At 45.4% G+C, this 17,510-nt stretch carries 22 protein-coding genes and 3 tRNA genes; 14 read left to right on the top strand and 11 right to left on the bottom strand.

Annotation, left to right across the window (positions count from 1 at the left end; all coding sequences use genetic code 11):
* Positions 1-4: 4 nt before the first annotated feature.
* Positions 5-439, bottom strand: a complete 435-nt coding sequence (locus tag HY394_02480; GenBank protein ID MBI4052882.1) for a hypothetical protein — start codon at positions 437-439, stop codon at positions 5-7.
* A 69-nt stretch (positions 440-508) separates the two neighbouring features.
* On the opposite strand from HY394_02480, the gene HY394_02485 reads away from it, so the two are divergent.
* The 5 genes from HY394_02485 to HY394_02505 all read left to right on the top strand — a co-directional run bounded on the left by HY394_02485 (position 509) and on the right by HY394_02505 (position 3,186).
* A tRNA-Ser gene (locus HY394_02485) sits at positions 509-712 on the top strand.
* Between the two features lie 272 nt (positions 713-984).
* On the top strand, positions 985-1,419 hold the full coding sequence (locus tag HY394_02490) for a peptidylprolyl isomerase (GenBank protein MBI4052883.1): 435 nt from the start codon (positions 985-987) through the stop codon (positions 1,417-1,419).
* A gap of 198 nt (positions 1,420-1,617) precedes the next feature.
* A tRNA-Ser gene (locus HY394_02495) sits at positions 1,618-1,801 on the top strand.
* A 119-nt stretch (positions 1,802-1,920) separates the two neighbouring features.
* A tRNA-Leu gene (locus HY394_02500) sits at positions 1,921-2,003 on the top strand.
* A gap of 61 nt (positions 2,004-2,064) precedes the next feature.
* Positions 2,065-3,186, top strand: coding sequence for a site-specific integrase (locus tag HY394_02505; GenBank protein ID MBI4052884.1), 1,122 nt, complete (start codon positions 2,065-2,067; stop codon positions 3,184-3,186).
* Between the two features lie 49 nt (positions 3,187-3,235).
* Here HY394_02505 and HY394_02510 read toward each other — a convergent pair whose 3' ends face one another.
* Positions 3,236-3,493 carry a hypothetical protein gene (locus tag HY394_02510; GenBank protein ID MBI4052885.1) on the bottom strand — a complete coding sequence of 86 codons (258 nt, stop codon included), beginning with the start codon at positions 3,491-3,493 and terminating at the stop codon, positions 3,236-3,238.
* A gap of 243 nt (positions 3,494-3,736) precedes the next feature.
* Positions 3,737-4,204: a hypothetical protein gene (locus HY394_02515; GenBank protein ID MBI4052886.1), complete on the bottom strand. Its 468-nt coding sequence runs from the start codon at positions 4,202-4,204 to the stop codon at positions 3,737-3,739.
* Positions 4,205-4,315: 111 nt separating this feature from the next.
* Between HY394_02515 and HY394_02520 the strand changes: the two genes are divergently transcribed.
* From HY394_02520 to HY394_02540, 5 genes are all read left to right on the top strand, one after another.
* Positions 4,316-4,480, top strand: a complete 165-nt coding sequence (locus HY394_02520; GenBank protein ID MBI4052887.1) for a hypothetical protein — start codon at positions 4,316-4,318, stop codon at positions 4,478-4,480.
* 408 nt (positions 4,481-4,888) lie between these two features.
* A complete protein-coding gene (locus HY394_02525; protein MBI4052888.1) occupies positions 4,889-5,491 on the top strand; it encodes a hypothetical protein in 603 nt (200 codons plus the stop codon).
* A 163-nt stretch (positions 5,492-5,654) separates the two neighbouring features.
* Complete coding sequence (locus tag HY394_02530; protein ID MBI4052889.1) at positions 5,655-5,915, top strand: hypothetical protein; 261 nt, start codon at positions 5,655-5,657, stop codon at positions 5,913-5,915.
* Between the two features lie 240 nt (positions 5,916-6,155).
* On the top strand, positions 6,156-6,521 hold the full coding sequence (locus HY394_02535) for a hypothetical protein (protein ID MBI4052890.1): 366 nt from the start codon (positions 6,156-6,158) through the stop codon (positions 6,519-6,521).
* Between the two features lie 18 nt (positions 6,522-6,539).
* Positions 6,540-6,737: a hypothetical protein gene (locus HY394_02540; GenBank protein MBI4052891.1), complete on the top strand. Its 198-nt coding sequence runs from the start codon at positions 6,540-6,542 to the stop codon at positions 6,735-6,737.
* Positions 6,738-7,080: 343 nt separating this feature from the next.
* Here the strand turns inward: HY394_02540 and HY394_02545 are convergent, their stop codons facing one another.
* Both HY394_02545 and HY394_02550 read right to left on the bottom strand, forming a co-directional pair.
* The gene (locus HY394_02545; GenBank protein ID MBI4052892.1) at positions 7,081-7,599 is read right to left on the bottom strand and encodes a hypothetical protein; all 519 of its coding nucleotides are present in this window, start codon (positions 7,597-7,599) and stop codon (positions 7,081-7,083) included.
* A gap of 475 nt (positions 7,600-8,074) precedes the next feature.
* Entirely contained in the window at positions 8,075-8,923 is an 849-nt protein-coding gene (locus HY394_02550; GenBank protein MBI4052893.1) for a hypothetical protein, read from the bottom strand.
* Between the two features lie 89 nt (positions 8,924-9,012).
* Between HY394_02550 and HY394_02555 the strand changes: the two genes are divergently transcribed.
* Positions 9,013-9,261, top strand: a complete 249-nt coding sequence (locus HY394_02555; protein MBI4052894.1) for a hypothetical protein — start codon at positions 9,013-9,015, stop codon at positions 9,259-9,261.
* Between the two features lie 18 nt (positions 9,262-9,279).
* Here the strand turns inward: HY394_02555 and HY394_02560 are convergent, their stop codons facing one another.
* Genes HY394_02560 through HY394_02570 form a run of 3 tightly spaced genes read right to left on the bottom strand, consistent with a single transcriptional unit; the run spans position 9,280 to position 11,592 of the window.
* Complete coding sequence (locus tag HY394_02560; protein MBI4052895.1) at positions 9,280-10,233, bottom strand: hypothetical protein; 954 nt, start codon at positions 10,231-10,233, stop codon at positions 9,280-9,282.
* 14 nt (positions 10,234-10,247) lie between these two features.
* On the bottom strand, positions 10,248-10,799 hold the full coding sequence (locus HY394_02565; GenBank protein ID MBI4052896.1) for a hypothetical protein: 552 nt from the start codon (positions 10,797-10,799) through the stop codon (positions 10,248-10,250).
* Positions 10,800-10,854: 55 nt separating this feature from the next.
* A complete protein-coding gene (locus HY394_02570) occupies positions 10,855-11,592 on the bottom strand; it encodes a hypothetical protein (GenBank protein ID MBI4052897.1) in 738 nt (245 codons plus the stop codon).
* A gap of 481 nt (positions 11,593-12,073) precedes the next feature.
* Between HY394_02570 and HY394_02575 the strand changes: the two genes are divergently transcribed.
* From HY394_02575 to HY394_02585, 3 genes are read left to right on the top strand one after another with little or no spacing between them, the layout of a single operon-like run.
* Complete coding sequence (locus HY394_02575) at positions 12,074-12,472, top strand: metal-dependent transcriptional regulator (GenBank protein MBI4052898.1); 399 nt, start codon at positions 12,074-12,076, stop codon at positions 12,470-12,472.
* 12 nt (positions 12,473-12,484) lie between these two features.
* Entirely contained in the window at positions 12,485-13,780 is a 1,296-nt protein-coding gene (locus HY394_02580) for an Nramp family divalent metal transporter (GenBank protein MBI4052899.1), read from the top strand.
* Between the two features lie 59 nt (positions 13,781-13,839).
* A complete protein-coding gene (locus HY394_02585; GenBank protein ID MBI4052900.1) occupies positions 13,840-14,622 on the top strand; it encodes a hypothetical protein in 783 nt (260 codons plus the stop codon).
* Between the two features lie 15 nt (positions 14,623-14,637).
* Here HY394_02585 and HY394_02590 read toward each other — a convergent pair whose 3' ends face one another.
* The 3 genes from HY394_02590 to HY394_02600 all read right to left on the bottom strand — a co-directional run bounded on the left by HY394_02590 (position 14,638) and on the right by HY394_02600 (position 17,495).
* Complete coding sequence (locus HY394_02590) at positions 14,638-15,045, bottom strand: SUF system NifU family Fe-S cluster assembly protein (protein ID MBI4052901.1); 408 nt, start codon at positions 15,043-15,045, stop codon at positions 14,638-14,640.
* On the bottom strand, positions 15,042-16,292 hold the full coding sequence (locus HY394_02595; protein MBI4052902.1) for a cysteine desulfurase: 1,251 nt from the start codon (positions 16,290-16,292) through the stop codon (positions 15,042-15,044). Before HY394_02595 ends, HY394_02590 begins: the two co-directional genes overlap by 4 nt.
* 78 nt (positions 16,293-16,370) lie before the next feature.
* Entirely contained in the window at positions 16,371-17,495 is a 1,125-nt protein-coding gene (locus HY394_02600; protein MBI4052903.1) for a SufD family Fe-S cluster assembly protein, read from the bottom strand.
* Between the last annotated feature and the right edge of the window lie 15 nt (positions 17,496-17,510).

Genomic DNA, 17,510 nt, shown 5'->3' on the forward strand with positions numbered 1-17,510 from the left:
AACATCAAAAACCTTTAAACACGAACACAACACCAAAAACCGCACGAACGCCTTGAATGCAAAAGAGAAAAAGAGTGTTTCCCGAAACCGCGGAAATTATGTCCAATCCCAAAACATATTTAAAAAGTTGCAGGCAAAAACCTTGAAAGTGTTGGGAGTTGAAGGGGCGAGTCATACCGCTTGCGGTTCCCTGGCTTGCCCTCTCATTTTTATCCTGAGCCGCTTTCGTCCGGCTCGCCGTCTCGTCCGGCGGGTACGTTTTGTGGTGTTCGCGCCGTTGCGGAACACCACGCATGCTTTGCGGGGTTTGCAAGGGGTGCAACCCCTGCGTTTTATCCGGCTGGTTCGAAACCAAGGCGGCCTGCTGTTGCAAGCCGCCGAGTGAGTCAGTACTCCTGACCCTCCCCCGAAATTCCTGATTTTTTCCCACAAAAACCATTAAAAAACTCCCTGACCAAGAATAGTTCAAGGCACCGGAATCAAAGTGCCAAAAAGCCACCATCAAATTGCGGGGGTGGCGGAGCGGTCTAACGCGCCAGCCTTGAGAAACCTTTTTCTTTCTTGAGAAGAAAGAAAAAGCTTCAATGCAAAATCAAAGATTTTGCATGCATCAAAAATTTGATTTTTGATGTACCAAAAAGAAAGAACCGTTCTTTGTTTCAGGCAAGCTGGTATCCGAAAGGATGCGCGAGTTCGAATCTCGTCCCCCGCGAGCACGCAGTTTCGGCTGCGTGGAGCGAAACTAAGGCGGTTCACACTGTGAACCGCCGAGTAAGCAAAAAAATCACATCGCGTTTTTCGCCTTGCAAAACCGGTTTCGTTTTTAAACATTTTCCACCCAATCTTGGACAAGGTGAGTTGTGGATGAAAAGGCTTGCAATCGCTTTAATCGCAATCTTATTGCTTTTCGGCTGCACCGTGCCGAAAAAGCCGTCAGGCAATGACAATAATGCGGCTGTAAATCCCCCAGTTGGAGTTGATTTGATGAAAAACGTTGTGGAAAAAGGCGACACTGTCAAAGCCGACTACATTGGCACGTTTGTCGACGGCAACAAGTTTGATTCTTCGATTGACCGGAAAGAGCCGCTGGAATTCGTGGCCGGCGCCGGACAGATGATAAAAGGCTTTGACGCCGCAGTCATTGGCATGAAATTGAACGATGAGAAGAACATAACTCTCCAGCCCAAGGACGCGTACGGCGAAAAGGACCAAAGCCTGGTCAAGCAGGTTCCGAAATCCAATCTTACCGACCAGAACATTTCACCCGAAGTCGGCATGACCTTGTTCGCGAACGGCCAGCAGATTGAAGTCACGGCAGTCGACGAGAACACAGTCACTTTGGACTTCAACAGCAGGATGGCGGGCAAAACCCTGAACTTCTGGCTCAAAGTGGTCGGAATAACCAAAAAGCGGGCTTAAACCAAGCCTGCCCCTCTTTTTTTATTCTTTATTTAACAGCTTTTGGTATGTTAGGATAAGCCGCCGGGCGGCAGAGGCATTGAGCTTTTGCGAAATGCCTCAACATCGCACGTTGGCGACGAAAACGCGCTGAAAGCGCGTAGGGCTATGCGAGTGAAACGAGCATAGTGCGTCGCACCAGACGGGCGATGACGTCTTGCGGGGGTGGCGGAGTGGTCTAACGCGCCAGCCTGGAACTGCCCTTTCTTTTCTTTGAAAAAGAAAAGAAAGTGCAAGGTGCCCAAAGAAAAGAAAACGGGCCATTGCCCGGAAAAGGCGCTTTGCAAGGCACCAACAAGCTGGTTTCCGCAAGGAAGCGCGAGTTCGAATCTCGTCCCCCGCGTGCCGCTTTCGGGCGGCAGTGCCGAAACCAAGGCGTATTGCTAATCGCAATACGCCGAGTAGGCTCAATCAGGCAAAAAGGCTATTAAGCTTTAGCAGAAAGAATTAATCTTACTCAAAGCGGGGTTACCCAAGCGGTTAACGGGAGCGGGTTGAGGGCCCGTAGCTTAGTGCTTACAGCGGTTCGAATCCGCTACCCCGCAAAAGAAAATTGCGTTCTGTTTTGACCCCCTGCTTTTATTTGAAAAAGGCAGGAGGGTTTGTATGATTAAGACAGAATCGCAGCTTTCAAACTACTTTTCTGGGTTCGAGGAACAGATAGGCAAGCACAACGCCCAGTTAATAATTGCTTTTGCCGAAAAGCACAGGGCGACCGTTACAGAGCCGAGCCTTCAACGAATTAGCACGGTTTGCATTCGTTTGAAGTCTATTGCCAAGTGGCTGAACAAGCCTCTGGACAGGCTAACCGAAGCCGACCTAATCAGGCTTAACACGGCAATGCGCGACAAGGGCATGAAGTCAAGCGCGGACTACCGGCAATGCCTAAAGCACTTTTTCAAGCTGACCGACAAAAAGCGTTTCTATGACCTCATTGAATCAGAATACCTGCGAAACGTCAAGAAAAAGGGCACAGACCAGCTTGTGGACGCGGAAGAATTTTGGAGTCAAAGCCAATGCAACGATTATCTCATGGAAAGCCTTAACCGTTCCAAAAGGCACGGTGCGTTTGCTGCAATTTGGTTGTCGTGTGGCATGAGGCCGCATGAAATAATGGGTTTGCATAAGGCAGACCTTGAATTGGATGGACAAAGCCTTGTAGTCAAGGTTCGGAGCGGCAAAACCGGCAAAAGAACAATCGTGTTAAACGGCAACGAAGGAACAGGGGTTTTTCGATATGTTGAGCCTTACCTTGACACTTTGAAAGACAACGAAAAGCTATTTTCCCTGACTTACAAGGCCGTTGAAAAATGCCACCACAACATTTGTGAAAAAATAGGCTTGCCGGAAGGCAAAAGCCGAAAGCTTTACATGAGCAGAAAACGGACTTTGACACGCTGGTATAACGAGTTTGGGCTTGTCAAGGCCGCCAAAATGTGCGGCCACGTGCAAGGCGGTCGGGCAATGAAACACTATTTGGACATGACCGACGAGGAATTGAAGGAAAACAAGCGGCCGGAACGCCTTGAAAACAAGGTTTGCCCCAATCCAAATTGCAAGCAAGTCAACGAACCGCTTAGCGGCCTATGCTCCAAATGCAGCAGCCCGCTGGACAGGGAACGCTTTGACGAGCTGATAAAAAGCAGCTTGGACGAACTGGTTGAAACAAAAATTGCGCTGGCAATCGTCAAACTCCAAAATGAAGCCCTGAAACTCAAAACCCAATAGGCTGCCCTTCATGTGCCAACAAAAAGGTTATAAATGCCAGACGATTTATTTACTGTATGAATAGTGCCGGAGCAGGCAATGTTGATGCAATAGCTGTTTTTGGTGTTGCCGGAGCGATTTTAGGCGCAATTTTTCCCATTTTTGGAACCAACACCGTCATAGTTGGGCTGTTTGCCGGCATAATAATAGGGTTCCTTATACAACGGGGGTGATTTTCTGGACACCCCAACATATATAGCAATTTTTGGGCTGTTTGCAGTTCTCCTTCTAATATACCGAAAATTCGTTCTGAAAAAAGAACTGTCATACAGAATTTATTTTGTGGTTATTCTCGGAACGTTATCTGTTGCAGAAGCCACGTCCGCAATCATTTTGTATTTTTTTAATTTGGATTTGGGGATTATAAGCAAAGATTTGCTGTTTGTCGTTGCGGGTGGCTTAATGCTTTTGTTTTCTTTGGGTTTTGTTTTTCGGGAAATTCGCGAGACCGAAAAATAAGGTTAAGAGCGCTGGAAAAAGGAAAGAAAGGCACATTAGCGGTAGACTAAAACTAATTCTTGCGTTTTCTATTTGAAGTCCTTCTTTTTGCTTTTGTCTTATAAACTTCGTTTACCAACTTGTTAGAGTAATAACCCCTAATATCTATGCCCAATTCTTCACATGCTTTTTTTCTGGATTTGCCTTGCCGCTTTTTATTTAAAAGCCTTTTTTTCAAATATTCTCGGTTGTGTTCTGGGCGAATGCCAGAAACCAAAATTTTTTGCACCTTGTTAAACTGTCTTTTCTTAATTATCGACTTTTTCGACTCACAATAAAACCCATTTCTAAGAATATAACTGATTGAGCTAACTGGCATTTTCATTATTTCCGCTGTTTTTCTGATTTCAAATTCTTCCAAAAAGACCTCAAAAATATGTCTAACCTTGTTGGCTGCTTTCTTATCAATAGTCAAAACCTGTATTACCTTCTTTTCTAGTTTATAGCCTAGCGGGGCACGCCACAAAATTTTATTGCTCATACTAATCACACTAGTTCTAACTGGGTTTTAAACCAATATGTGGGGTGGCTTCTTGAACAGTATTCGTCAAACTTTTTTAGAAATGTTTTTCTTGGTCAAAGGGGGTATACTATGGGGATGATTATGCCATCACAAAAACGATTCGGGAAAAAAATGAAACTTTGCGTTAGCGAGGCAATGTTTGCCCGTTTGCAAAAACTCGCCAAAAAAGAGGAGACGACAATTGCGGAAATCGTTCGCGCCACCCTGAAAAGGGAAGTAGGGGCGGAATTATGACCTTGTTCGCTGGAATTCCTGTGGAGAAAATTCGAAAAAGTGCGGAACTCCGCGAGGCGTTCCTTGAACTCAAAAAGGCTTTCGAGCCGGGGCGCATTGAAAAATAAAAAAAGGCGAGGCCCTGCAAGACCTCGGCCAAAAAGAAGGTATGCCAATGCAGATTACGATTTCTAGAAATAAAAGCACGGGGCTGGCGCTTTACGACGGCAAAGCCTGCGCGGTTTGCGGGGCAACGAAAGGAGGGGCAAAACGTTGGGTGTTTGTGTTTTCATACTGTCAAAAAGCCAAGGTTTGCGGCCCGTGCGTTTTTCAAATAGGCCCAGCAAATGTTTCCGAGTGGCTTGAAAAAAAAGCTGTTTTTGACAAAAAAGGCTATTTGACCGGCTTTCGGCCGGGGGTGGTCGTCCCGTGACCTCTACACCGGATGAAACAACAACGCTTGAAGAGAGCAGGCGAGTTTCGGAATTGAAGCACCTGAGCAAGGAAGCTTTTTTGATACAGATTACCGCAACGGAAAAGAAGATTCAGGAAGCTTTAGTAGCTGTGAAAAAACTCCATGCCAATGCCGAAATTATTTTGCAGGGAACCGCACTTGGCAAATTTGGAAAACTCGCAGACAAAGCTTTTACAGTTCTTCAAAAAAATGGCCAATTTTCAACAAACGATGCTAGCAAATTTGGCGTATTTGGTTCAAGAGACCTGGACAAACTCTTCACTGAAATCTCAAAACGTTATCCTGAAGTGCGAACACAAAAAACCACGTTGTACGGCTCCAACCAGAAAATTCGGGTCGCAGTAATTGACGTACACGAGTTCGAAAAGGCAAAATCTGGGCCTTACAATGACATTCGCAATTTTGTCGTTGAGAAAAATCCGACACGTGACCAACTCATTGAAAAGTTTGGCTGGGGCGAAAAAGTCGCTAATGATACAATCGCATTGCTTGCGCGGAAGGGAATGCTTTGCTGGTCAGATGGCAGATATTCCTGGGAGGACGCTCAACTAGTCTGAGGGAGTTGGGTTGTTGTAGAGTAGTATAGTAGAGTTGAAAACATATATCTCAACTAACTCCCCCCTACTTAGTTGGGTACGTTATAGGTCTATGAAAAATTATGAGAGAAAAGGAATGTTCCCAACTGGTTAAGGGGAGTTGGGTATTTTGTAAGGTGTTTTTGTGAAAAAGTCTGAAACTCAGCTTGTCCGAACAAACCTTTTGTTGCCTGAGTCTTGCCGGGCTGTGTTGAGGTTAGTTGGCTCTGGTAGCTTGTCAAAAGGTTGCAGAATTTTGGCACAGCAGGCGATTAAAACAGAGTTTGCGGCTGGCAGGCCGCGAAAATTTGACGGCGGGAAAGGCAAGGAAAATGTTGCGCATTACCACACTGGTTTTCAGAGTGCTTTCGATATACTTGAACAGCAAAAGAAGGTGGTTGGTTGAATAAAAAGAAGCGGCAAAGGCGTGTGCAGGAGTTTCTGTTTTTGGACGAGCCAACGCCCACAGCCTTGTTCCTGAAGCTGAACCGGCTTTCAAGGCAAGGCTGGCGAACCGAAATTACTGACGTCCACCATACCGAGTTTTTCCGTTCCTGCACGGCTGTTGTTTCGTGGCGTCGTGTCATGCCGCGTTTTAGCATTTCCTACACGGGAAAGGGAAACTGAAGTCAAAGGAGGACTGACTATGAAAAATGCAGAAATTAAGAAAACAAAAGAAGAAACGCCATCAACCCTTGGGAACGAAACGTCTGATGAGGAAGCCGAACCAGGGCCGAAACCCAAAGGCAGGCCGCCGAAATCTTCCATAAAAATCGAAGGCGAACCGCAGCAGGACGCGTGCGAAAAAATGCAGCAGTTGGCAATTTGTTTGACCTCGATTGACATGAGCAAGCTTTCATGGCTGAAGAGGAAAGGCCATTTTTCATACCTGTCCGAAACGATGCGGGAACTCGTGCGTGCCGAGTTTTTGCGGCTGCACCCCGAACCACCATTGTGGCCGGATGATAGTGTTTGGAAGAAACAGGGGAAGGACAAGACGACGGTTGGTTGAGGCAAGAAGGTGGTTTGTTTGGTGAAATCGAGGCGAAAGCTGCTCAACGAACTCGGCGGCTTGAGGCGCAGCAATAACGCTTTGAAAAGCGAGCTTGACGCATTAAGATTGCCGGAAGGCGAGCTTTGGCGCAAGGCGCATACATTGTTTCAAGAAAACCTGCGGCTTCGTGCAGAATTGGAACAGATACGAAAACAGAGGGCTAGTTTCCCATGAAACCCGCAGCAATCGCACAGGATTCACACAACTTCTGACAGGATTGCAACCAAAACAGACCTTTTTGGGCGTTTTTCAGTCATTTTAAGCCCATTTTGGGCTTGTTTTGAAGCCTTTTCCGGCTGCTTTCTCGGCCGGTGAGGGGTGTGTGTGAGATGCTTTTTGCTGGGCTACTTTTATCTGTAAACCCCATTAAATGATTCGCAAAGTAATTTGACGATTACCAAAAAAATTTTTTTCGATGGCAACTGCTGCCGCAATAGCATTTGTTTAGGGTGGTTGGATGGCTCGGAAAATCATTGGGCGATACCTATTATCGAGAGGTGTCTCTATTATTGGCCGGTCAAAAATCAAAAACAAAGCCAATTTTCCAAAAAATTTTCAGAAAACCGAGTATCGACTCGACGAAAAGAAAAGCGTTTACTTGCAATGGGCTGAAATCAGGGATGCGTGGGTTAACTTCCAAAGCCTCGATGACCTGACCACTTGGCTGGAAGACATTTTGCCTAACGCTTCCGGCAAATATTATATCAGATGCTTCGCTGAATGGCACGCGTTCATTCCCCAGCCAACCACAAAGAAACGGTTGAAAAGAAAACGCGGCCGACCGTTCAGCAAAAAGGAAAGAAAGTTTAGAATTGGTTGGGACATCATTTGTGCCTTTGCCATAGAATCCGGCACGGTAATGAGAGTCTTCGCGCACAAGCGAGGCAAAACCGATTATTCGCCGAAGCGGCGGAATGCTTACTGGCTTTTGGGTGCAATCCAAGACCAGAAGGAAGGCAAGCATGTCTTCGACCAGATTTAAAGGCGGGCAAAGCCTACATGCTTTTTTCGCAAACCATTTGCCTTCAACCCGCAACGCCCTGCCCCGCAAACGGTTAAGGCATTGCCAGCAAGGGAGTTTAGTAGAAAAGCCCCGCATTTGCCTTCAAGCCAAGCAGGAGCGCGGGCGCAAAAGCCTTGCAGTTGAAATTAAGCCATGCCAACAAAAGATTAACCATGCTGGCTGCGCGTCCATAAAATCATTTGCGAAAATCGCAAGCCAAAAGGGCAGGAGTTGTGAGGCCATTTCTCATTAAGGCCTTAACACTTTTGAAAAGCGTTGACGAATACAAGCCCTTTCCCGAAAACCCTTTCGACTATTCCAGCCAGCCCCTTGTGCAGAAAAGCCCCACAGAAGGCTTCAAGGCTTTCCACTTCACCGGCGAAAAATGCCTAAAGAATAGTTCAACATATGCAGCAAAAACATTGCGCTTTTGAAAAGTGTTTGCCTTTCAATCAAAAGCCTTCAACGCTTCTCTAAAGGGTCAATTGTTTTTCATTCATTTCTCGTTTTATTGGAGTTGCACTTCAATTGGAATTGCTATTTCTGGAGTGCCACAAATAATAGAATATGGCGTCACTGAGTTGTCAACTTGTCCAACACAAATGGTAACTGAGCCTGCTTCATTCTGGCTTGTAGAGCCATAACTCGAATAAGCTATTTTTAGTACAGTGCTTTGTTTTGGTCTTAAATTATATAACTCATCTTCGAACCCTATAATACCAACGTTATGCGATGTGCTATTAATTGACGTTCTAATGCCCTGCACCTCAAAATCAGAATCGTTTGTTATTGTAAGTGTTTTTTCATCCTTATAGACCGTTTCTTTGATACTTGGTTCGTTTGGATAAACCGGCATGCTTTTCGGAGTCAAATCAATTTTTTTCGGGGCGACTTCCAGTTTTATTTCTGGCGGTGGAATTTGGAATGTTTTGCAGTCGGATGAATTAGACACGCAATAACGGATAGGGGAAATTTCTAGAGACTCTGATTGCAACAGTATGCCAATGAGAGAAGCTGAACAAACACTTTGTGGTTCACAAGAAATAGTGGTTGGCAAAGAGTCCACCGCGCTAATGCTATCATAATATATATTTAGCTCAATAGCTTTACCTTCATTTGACTTATTTTCAAATTTTACCTCTGCTGTTCCAATGGGTCTTATATCTTGTTTTGCGCCTATCGCCGCCATATCAATTGGATAGATAGATTTCCAGTTTGCCCCTTTAAATTCAATCGAGTCTATTTTAGGTTGGGCTTGTTGGATACAGCCGGTTAAAAAAATTCCTGTCAAAAAGACTGCAATCAAGATTAGCAAAATATTCCGGCCAGGTCCTAATTTTTCCCAATTATTGTTCATTATACCACACTCTTATTGTCAAAACCCAGTATAAATATGTTACGTTACTGTTACTCTGGCTTTAATTTAGGGGTTCAGTCACTAATTCTATGTCTGAGTATGACCTGTTGGCGCAGATTAGGCGCGGCAAGATTAAACCCCAAATCCTTAAGCTTTTACAAGAACCAAAAACGCCAACAGACTTGAAAAAGATTATCGGAGCCCATAGAGAAACAATCAGCAGAGCAATACTCGAAATGGAAGAAAAAGGCCTAGTAACTTGTCTGAACCCAAAACAACCAAACTTTAGGTACTATCAAATTACAAACAAAGGAAAAAACCTATTGAAGAAAGTATGAGAATTTCTTATTTGCACCCTAGTTAAGTAATTTTTCGCATTCTGCACTTGATTCACGCCATATACAAAATGTTACTTCTTTTTCTAGGGGGTATGACTGTTCTGTGCAATTTTCACAATAGAGGGATACATTTAATTTGTGTAAGCCCACGGGGACGTTTTCTGGGTTACACTTTTGTTTATGTGCCCCGTCTGGCCTCTCGCTGCAGGCATTGAATGAAATTTTCATATCTCTTTTTGTGCTTTCTAATCCGCTTAGGTTTTGGATAGTACTTTCTAGTATTTGTGGCCAGAAAATGCTATTTACGCCATTGCTGTCCTTCTCATTTGCAAGCATAGTAATTATTCCGGTATCTGTAATACCAAGATTTTGCAGTTTAAGTTTTAACCAACCGCCCGAGATTTGTTTATAATTCCCATTTTCATCAGTTTCAAATTTTGCTATTTCGCTGGCACTAAAAAATAAATCTGTTTTTTCGTCACCAAAACTTGTTTGCAAGTATGGAATGATATGTGGCGTTCTATCTAAAGTTGTGGCTAAAAGCCGTGTTTGATTCGACATCTCTTCAACTGTTTTCTTGTTTTCATTTAAAAAAGAGGCATTGAAGTATGCGCCCACGAGAAGCGCGGCTAGAGTTATTACTGCAACTACTTTTGAAATATTTAAAGAAAAATTCGCAATCTTTGAATTTTCTTCTGCTTTGTCAGCTAGTTTTTTTGCCGATTCTGCAATTTGTTTTGTTTCTTCCACCATACTTTTTGTTGCAGCTATATTTCTATCTTGTCTTTCTAGTGAGTGCCAAAATTTTCTTTTATTATCTTCGGCTTTGAAAGGCTCAGCCCTGCTATCTGTGAGTTTGTAGGCAAAACGAACAACTAATTCGACTTCTTCGTCTGTGCAATCGGACATGTTTCTTTTGCCAGTCACTACACTGTTAGCAATCTCAATAGCTCTGTTTTCGTCACTGAGCATAAAAATCAATTAAACTATGTTAAATCAAGTAAGTCCGTTTTGTTAGCAAGGTTGAGTAGGCCAGTGGAAAAAACCCAAGACGCAATCGCTAATGTGCCAAGTCCTGCCACTGCCAATATAACTTTGGCGATAAAAATTACTTGTGCTACAATAACCTGATTACTAAACAGCAACATTAATTTTACTAGAGGACTTTGATTAAACTCAGTTGTCGATAAATAAATTGTAGCATTAAAAAAAATTAATCCGAAAATAAAAAGAATGGTGGAAGTAAAAAAGTTTTTTCCAGATTCTGTCGCAATTGTCTTTTGTTTTTTTTCATTCACTGCTCTGCTAAATTCAAAACTTAGGAGGCTAAATGTTGTTGAAACAACAATTGCTGCTTCCCATAGCACGAAATATTCGGCAAATTCGTTCAATCTATTTATGTCTGGAATTAATCTAAGGATAAACGCAAATATTGCCAACGTAACTAAGCCGGCAATCATAACTGCCGACAATTTAATGGCAATTTTTATAATTTTGTTTATTTTTTTCTTAATATTGGACTTGTCGAACTTTTTCAATAAAAACACCTATTAATTTGGTTGAAATTTACGATTCAAATACGAAAATCAACAATTATACTTTCAAAATGTATTGTTTATCCTTCTTTGTCCAGCGGCCTTTTAGGATTATTGGGTGCGCTCCTTTTTCGACATATTTGCCAGAATAATAGTTTAAATCTGCGCTTTCTCCAACGTCTAAAATTGCTACAATCAAGTCAGGATAAAAGTTTGTATATTCTTCTATTTGTGCCATTAGATTTCGCAAAACATTGTTGTTTTTTGCTATTTTGACTTCAATGCCAATTCTTCTGTTTATGACCATGTCTATTTTTTCGCCATGCTCTAATGGCACTTCAGGTTCAACCTGCCAATGCGGTTTGCTTGCTTTTAACAATGTTTCCAAAACAAATGACAATTCCCGTTCATTTTGAAAAATTCTATCAGACTCAAATTTTTTTAATATCCCAAGTATTTCTAACACTTCTGAATCAATTGGTGTTTTTCTTTTGTAAACCCACAAATTAGCCCATTTATCAATACGCTCCATATCGGCCATAAGTCCTTTGAAAAAAGACACTGTTGGTATTGATAATAGGAATAATCCTAAAAGCAAGCTCAATAGGCTACTAACAAAATCTGTTTTGAACCCACCCCAACCAAAAATTCCAGCTAAACCCAAAAATACCGATATGACACCAATAGCTAGTAAAACAACAAAAAGTTCTGTTTTGGTTATCTTTTTTTGTCGTTTTGAGGGTGTGTTATTCCATGTATTTTTAGGCCTGCGCGCAAATGATTTGAACCTGCCCATCTGCCAAAATTATGTCCTTCTAGTTAAAAAGTTTTTCGGCATTATTGGCTGTGGCTTTAAAGTTGTAGGTTGCATTTGAGCATTTAACAATTCAGTACAAGCAGAGTTAAAGTTCTCGCAATTCATAGTTTCCGGTCTTGTTTAAAACCCATTCTAGCTTTTGTCCGGCTTGCCAGCCTTTGGCCTTGACAAGCGGTGGCGCGATTGTGAGAACAAACGCCCCGCTTTGGTGTTGTTGGAGTTTTGGCATTTCGGTTCACCAAAAAAACTTTATATTAGTATTGACATTATATAAGATATAAAAGCAGGGGTTATAACGTAGAATTGTAATCAATCAGAACGCATTTTTTTATTTCGGCTACCCCGCATCATAATCTGATTCGTCACTTGTGCATGGTCGTATTTTCTCTGGTTAATTTTTTTGGCGGCCAAAAGTTCTACGCGTAGAACTTTTTAAGCTTATCTGTGTTCATAGTGCTTTATGGTTAACCAATCCAGGCTGGATTATGTCCGGGCGATTTTCATTTTGTCCGGCAGGCTGGGCGAGGTTCGCGGCAAGGGCCTGTCGGAATACCTTGGCGTGAGCAAGAACACTGTTTCGACAATGCTGAAGCGCTTGAGGGCGCAGAAGCTTGTTTTGTATGAAGAGTATGGCGCGGTTTCATTGACAAAGAAGGGCGAGCGGCTGGCGAAAGACCTTACCGCAAGGCACAGGCTCATAGAGCTTTTTCTTACCAGGGTTCTCAAGCGCAATCCCAAGACAGTGCATGGCGAGGCCGACCTTTTGGAGCACGCTTTTTCCGAGCAGAGTTTGAAGTCGATGCGAAAGCTTTTGGGCAATCCCAAGTTTGACCCTCACGGGAAAACAATTTTCGTTTGAGGCTGATTTTGGATGGTTTTACAACGCCTAAACAGGTTTACAGAGGCCTTGGGCAGGGTTTTGTCGAAGTTTCGCGTGTTCTCGGATCCGAAATTTTGGGCGTTTTTCGGCACCGGCCTGATTGTCAGCGTCGCGTACATGGATCCGGGCAATTGGGGAACCTCGATTGCGGCCGGCTCGGTTTACAATTACAGCCTGCTTTGGGCTATCTGGCTTGCAAGTGGAATGGCAATGCTTTTCCAGTATTTGTCCGGAAAAATGGGGATTGCAGGCTATTCTCTTGCCGAAGTCATTCATCTGCGCTGGAAAAACAGGTCGCTTGTGCTTGTTTATTGGCTGCTTGCAGAAGCCGCCATTCTTGCAACCGATCTTGCTGAGTTTTTGGGAATCGTCGTTGCACTAAACCTTCTGTTCGGCGTGCCCTTGCTTTTAGGCGCGTTCATAGCAATGCTTGACGTCCTGTTGCTTTTGTTCCTTGCCTCCAAGAGCTTTCGCGCAATCGAATATGCTTTCATTCTTTTCGTTTCCACCATAGGCGTGGGCTATGTTTATGAAATTTTCATCACAAAACCGGACTTGCCCTCCATTTTGGTGCATTCTGTTGTCCCCGTCCTCAGCCCGGCAATGGTTTTGTTTGTCGTCGGCATTGTCGGCGCGACTGTGATGCCGCACGCGCTTTTCGTGCATTCCTGGCTCATCAAGAACAAGATGAAGGAAAACAACGGCAAAATTGACGTAAAGACCGCCTTGTCCTACCACAAAGCCGACACAATTCTTTCCCTGCTTGTCGCCGGCCTAATCAATGCTGCAATCCTGATAATGGCTGCGGCGGCGTTTTACGGCCTGGCTTCAGGCATAGCAACGATTGATGCGGCATACCGCACGCTTACACCGCTTTTTGGTCCGCTCGCCTCAACTGTTTTTGCGGTCGCCTTGCTTTCGGCCGGCATCTCATCCTCGATAACCGGCACGCTGGCGGGGCAGAGCATAATGGAGGGCCTCACTGATTTCAAGCTCAGTCCCACTGTCAGGCGCCTGATAACAAGGGTAATAAACCTCGTTCCGTTGCTCATTGCCATTCTGCTGAACATCGAGCCGCTCCAGATCCTGGTTTACAGCCAGGTCGTGTTAAGCATGCTCATTCCCCTTCCCCTGATTCCGCTCATATACTACACCGCGGACAAAAAGCTTATGGGCGGCCTTGTGAACAAAAAAGCAACGACTGTTGCGGCGGCAATCTTCGCTTTGCTCATTGTCGCCTTGAACGCTTATCTGCTCTACCAGACGCTTGCGCCGGGATTGGTTTAAAGGCATTGCTTGCCTGCCAAGCCAACTTTTAATTAGTGCTTTTGCATTACATTGTTTTAATGCCTGACGCTGATTTTGTCGTTGACCTTGCCGGCCTGAGGCGGCTTTTCCGCGCGCGCGGCTTCAGGTTCAAAGATGGTTTTTGGGTCAACGATGGGACTGGCGCAAGGGCCGGTTTCGATGGAAAATCAAGGGCTTTGAAAAGCTTTGTTTTTTTTGACCCGGATGGCAGAAAATTTTTTGGCAGGAGCGCATTGGAACTTCTTGGCGTGCACCACCATGACATTATTCACACGTTAAAGTCCCATGAGAATGTACAAACCGGGCGCGGGGAGCTTTTGGTTGAAAATCATTCCGGAGGATTTCTTCTCGTTCCGGTTGATGGCTTGTGGGGCATACGGCGGAAATCGCGTTACAGCGCAGATCTGGGGTTTGATGTTGTGGCCAAAGCCACTGCGCATAACGCCAATCCTGTTTATTTTGCCGGCAACACGGGGTTGCTTGCATCTGGCGAATATGAATTTGAAAAAATATTTTTTTCGCCAGCCGGAACCGATTCCGGGCCGCGGCTTGAAATCGTTTTGTCCTATCGGCATCAAAGGTCTTTTGATCCTGAAAGGGCGCCCATGCAGAAAATCCCTTTGCGTTTTATTTTTGACGGAAGACTCTGGAAACCGGGTGGCAGGGAAACAGCGGATTTCCTGCAAACGCACAAGGCTGTCCTCAAGCGCATTAACCGGAATTTTTCTGTCGACCGGTCGCCCGGCTGGAGAATCGCTTTCAGGGCGCCGGAAAGGCACGGCATCGCAAAACTGTTCGGGCGGGTTTCAAGAAGGCGCTGAATTATTTTAGTGTTATTAGACGGTTATTTCGGTTTCAATTTTGCCTTTGCCTTTCCGTTTTTCCCATTCTTCGATTGCCTTTTGCAGCACGGTTTTCGCGAGCGTCGCGCATTTTATGCGCGTCTGTATGATGCCGCCGAGCATTTCAAAGACGTCCTTGTCTGAAATCTTTTTCACTTGGGCAAGGCTTTTTCCTTTCACGTGCTCGGTCAGCAGGGAAGCGGATGCCATGCTTATGGCGCAGCCTTTTCCAAAAAACTTTATGTCCGCGATTTTCCCGTTTTCGATTCTGAGGGTTATCTGCACTCTGTCACCGCAGCTTGGATTGCCGCCGCCGGCCCTGACGTCATAGTCTTTGAGTTCGCCGTGGTTGACGGGGTTCCTGTAAAGGTCGAGGATGATTTCGGAGTAAAGTTCGCTCATTTTTCACGCCTTTCGCTTATTTTGAAAACGCGCTTGACTTCCCTGATTCCGTCAACGAGCGCCTGCACGTCATCCAAATCATTGTAAACGTAAAAGCTCGCCCTGGCAGTGCCGACAATTCCCATTTCATCCATCAGCGGCTGGGCGCAGTGGTTGCCGCTCCTTATCGCAATGCCCTTTTCGTCCAGGACAGTTGAAACGTCGTGCGGGTGCACGCCTTTCACGTTGAAGGAAATTATTCCAAGCTTGTGCCTTGGTTCCGGGCCGTAGATTTCAACGCATGGAATGCGTTCGATTTCTGATGTCGCCTTTTCAAGCAGTTTTTTTTCGTGCCTTTCAATGCCGTCAAAGCCGATTTTTTCAAGGTAATCTATCGCGGCCGCCAAGCCTATTCCGCCGGAAATGTTCGGCGTTCCGGCTTCGAACTTCCATGGCAATGAATTCCACGTGCTTTTTTCGAATGAAACCGTTTTTATCATGTCCCCGCCCGTAAGGAACGGGGGCATGCTTTCAAGCAATTCCTCTTTTCCGGAAAGCACGCCTATGCCGGTCGGCCCGAGCATTTTGTGGCCGGAAAACGCGCAGAAGTCCGCTCCGGTTTTTTTCACGTCGAGTTTCCTGTGCGGCACAAGCTGTGCGGCATCGAGAATCGTGGTTGCACCCGCATCCTTTCCCATGCGTGAAAGCCTTTTCACGTCATTGAGGGTTCCAAGCGCGTTTGACGCGCCGGTAAAAGAAAATATTTTCGGCTTGTGCGAAAGCTTTTCCTCCAGGTCTTTTTCGTCGAGCCTGCCCTCTCGCGTGACGTCAACCCATTCCAGCTTTACGCCTTTTTCCTTCAATTGCTGCCATGGCACTATGTTGGAATGGTGCTCAAGCTTTGTGATGAGGACGCGGTCGCCTTTTTTGAGCAGCATTTTGGAAAGAGAGTGGGCCAAAACGTTCAATGATTCGGTTGTGTTGCGCGTGAAGACTATTTCCTTCCAGCTGTTGGCGCCGATGAATTTCGCGGTCTTTTCGTGCGCCTTCTCGTACAGTTCGGAGCTTTCAAGGCTCAGTTCATATGCTCCGCGATGCACGTTCGCATTCGTGTTCCTGTAATATGCGCTTATCGCGTCGATGACCTGCAAGGGTTTCTGCGTCGTCGCGGTGTTGTCAAGATAGACAAAGCGGTGGCCGTTGATTTTCCTCTGAAGAATGGGAAAATCTTTCCTGATTTTTTTGACGTCGAGTGCCATATGATTCATCCGCTTTCAAGTGGTTTTAATTTTAATTGGCAGGCCTGCTTTAAAATCCTGCCTTTTTTTCGTCCCGGGTTGTCCGCCTTATTTTGCCGAAATTTTACGTTCAAGCAGGCCGGAAATTTTCCGCCTCGCCTCTTCGTCCGGAATGCCCTGCACTATGCCGTCGAGGAAGCCTTCAACCATTATTTTCTGCGCAAGTTCCCTGGAAAGCCCCCTGCTCCTGAGGTAGAAAAGCATCTGGTCGCTCAGCCTGCTTGTAGTGGCGCCATGCGATGCCTTCACGTCGTTGTTGTCTATGACGAGGCTTGGGATGCTGTTTGATTTCACGCCTTTCGACAAATGCAATACCCTGTCCTGCAGGAACGAATCGGTTCCTTTCGCGTCCTTGTCGATTTTTATGAGGCCCCTGTAAACCGTGCTGGACGTGTCGCGCAAGGCGCCTTTCACCACGATGTCGCTTTTCGTCTGGCGGCCATGGTGCAAAGCATCGGTCGTTATGTCGAAGTGCTGGTCCTTGGTTCCGAAAAAAACCGTCTTGTGCGTTCCCGCATGGCTTCCGTCGCCGTTGAAATGCTGTTCCACTTTCACGCGCGAAAACTTTCCGCCGATTTCAGCCTGCACCATGTTTGCGACGGCGTTCTTTCCAATCCTGAATTCGCGTGCAATCACGGAAAGCGTTTCATCACCGAAATTCTGCACCGGATAATAATTCAGCGTTGCGCCTTCGTCCAGCACGAAGACCGCCTTGCAGCCGAAAAAAATCTTTTCGTTTCCGGAAACGAATTCCTCGGAATAGTCGAGTTTTGCGTCTTTTCCGATTTCAACGACGGTCACGCATGCCGCCGAAGCCTGCGGGGAAAATTTTGCATGCGCTTTCGCCTTTGCGCCCTTTTCCACTTTAATGCGCATGAACGAGTTTGCGAACGCCTTTATCGCGGCTTCAACTTTGTCCGCTGCATTCCATGCAATTTCCGTCTGTTCAAAAGAGGCCTGCGCGTTTTCCGCCTTCACTTCCGGCCTGAACGCGGCGGCGAATTCCGCAAGGCCTTCAAAATCGCCTTCGGAGATTTTTGAAAATTTCCATTTTTCGTCCTTCTGGTCAGGAAACGCCATTTTTTCAAACGCGCTGAACTCCGCCTGCGGATGGCTTGCTTTTTGTTTCGCCTTTTCAAAATTGCGTTTGCTGAACAGGGTTTGGAAAGACATTGCAACCGCCGGCCT

This window comes from Candidatus Diapherotrites archaeon, from assembly GCA_016205145.1.
Classification (GTDB): Archaea; Iainarchaeota; Iainarchaeia; order Iainarchaeales; family JACQJH01; genus JACQJH01.

What these genes read in the sequence shown, in the direction of transcription:
- HY394_02555 (MBI4052894.1), top strand. Translation starts at nt 9,013, where the DNA reads ATGTCTGAGTATGACCTGTTGGCGCAGATTAGGCGCGGCAAGATTAAA.
- HY394_02550 (MBI4052893.1), bottom strand. Translation starts at nt 8,923, where the DNA reads ATGAACAATAATTGGGAAAAATTAGGACCTGGCCGGAATATTTTGCTA.
- HY394_02480 (MBI4052882.1), bottom strand. Translation starts at nt 439, where the DNA reads ATGGTTTTTGTGGGAAAAAATCAGGAATTTCGGGGGAGGGTCAGGAGT.
- HY394_02580 (MBI4052899.1), top strand. Translation starts at nt 12,485, where the DNA reads ATGGTTTTACAACGCCTAAACAGGTTTACAGAGGCCTTGGGCAGGGTT.
- HY394_02490 (MBI4052883.1), top strand. Translation starts at nt 985, where the DNA reads ATGAAAAACGTTGTGGAAAAAGGCGACACTGTCAAAGCCGACTACATT.
- HY394_02560 (MBI4052895.1), bottom strand. Translation starts at nt 10,233, where the DNA reads ATGCTCAGTGACGAAAACAGAGCTATTGAGATTGCTAACAGTGTAGTG.
- HY394_02595 (MBI4052902.1), bottom strand. Translation starts at nt 16,292, where the DNA reads ATGAATCATATGGCACTCGACGTCAAAAAAATCAGGAAAGATTTTCCC.
- HY394_02505 (MBI4052884.1), top strand. Translation starts at nt 2,065, where the DNA reads ATGATTAAGACAGAATCGCAGCTTTCAAACTACTTTTCTGGGTTCGAG.
- HY394_02585 (MBI4052900.1), top strand. Translation starts at nt 13,840, where the DNA reads ATGCCTGACGCTGATTTTGTCGTTGACCTTGCCGGCCTGAGGCGGCTT.
- HY394_02515 (MBI4052886.1), bottom strand. Translation starts at nt 4,204, where the DNA reads ATGAGCAATAAAATTTTGTGGCGTGCCCCGCTAGGCTATAAACTAGAA.
- HY394_02510 (MBI4052885.1), bottom strand. Translation starts at nt 3,493, where the DNA reads ATGACAGTTCTTTTTTCAGAACGAATTTTCGGTATATTAGAAGGAGAA.
- HY394_02575 (MBI4052898.1), top strand. Translation starts at nt 12,074, where the DNA reads ATGGTTAACCAATCCAGGCTGGATTATGTCCGGGCGATTTTCATTTTG.
- HY394_02600 (MBI4052903.1), bottom strand. Translation starts at nt 17,495, where the DNA reads ATGTCTTTCCAAACCCTGTTCAGCAAACGCAATTTTGAAAAGGCGAAA.
- HY394_02535 (MBI4052890.1), top strand. Translation starts at nt 6,156, where the DNA reads ATGAAAAATGCAGAAATTAAGAAAACAAAAGAAGAAACGCCATCAACC.
- HY394_02520 (MBI4052887.1), top strand. Translation starts at nt 4,316, where the DNA reads ATGGGGATGATTATGCCATCACAAAAACGATTCGGGAAAAAAATGAAA.
- HY394_02570 (MBI4052897.1), bottom strand. Translation starts at nt 11,592, where the DNA reads ATGGGCAGGTTCAAATCATTTGCGCGCAGGCCTAAAAATACATGGAAT.
- HY394_02590 (MBI4052901.1), bottom strand. Translation starts at nt 15,045, where the DNA reads ATGAGCGAACTTTACTCCGAAATCATCCTCGACCTTTACAGGAACCCC.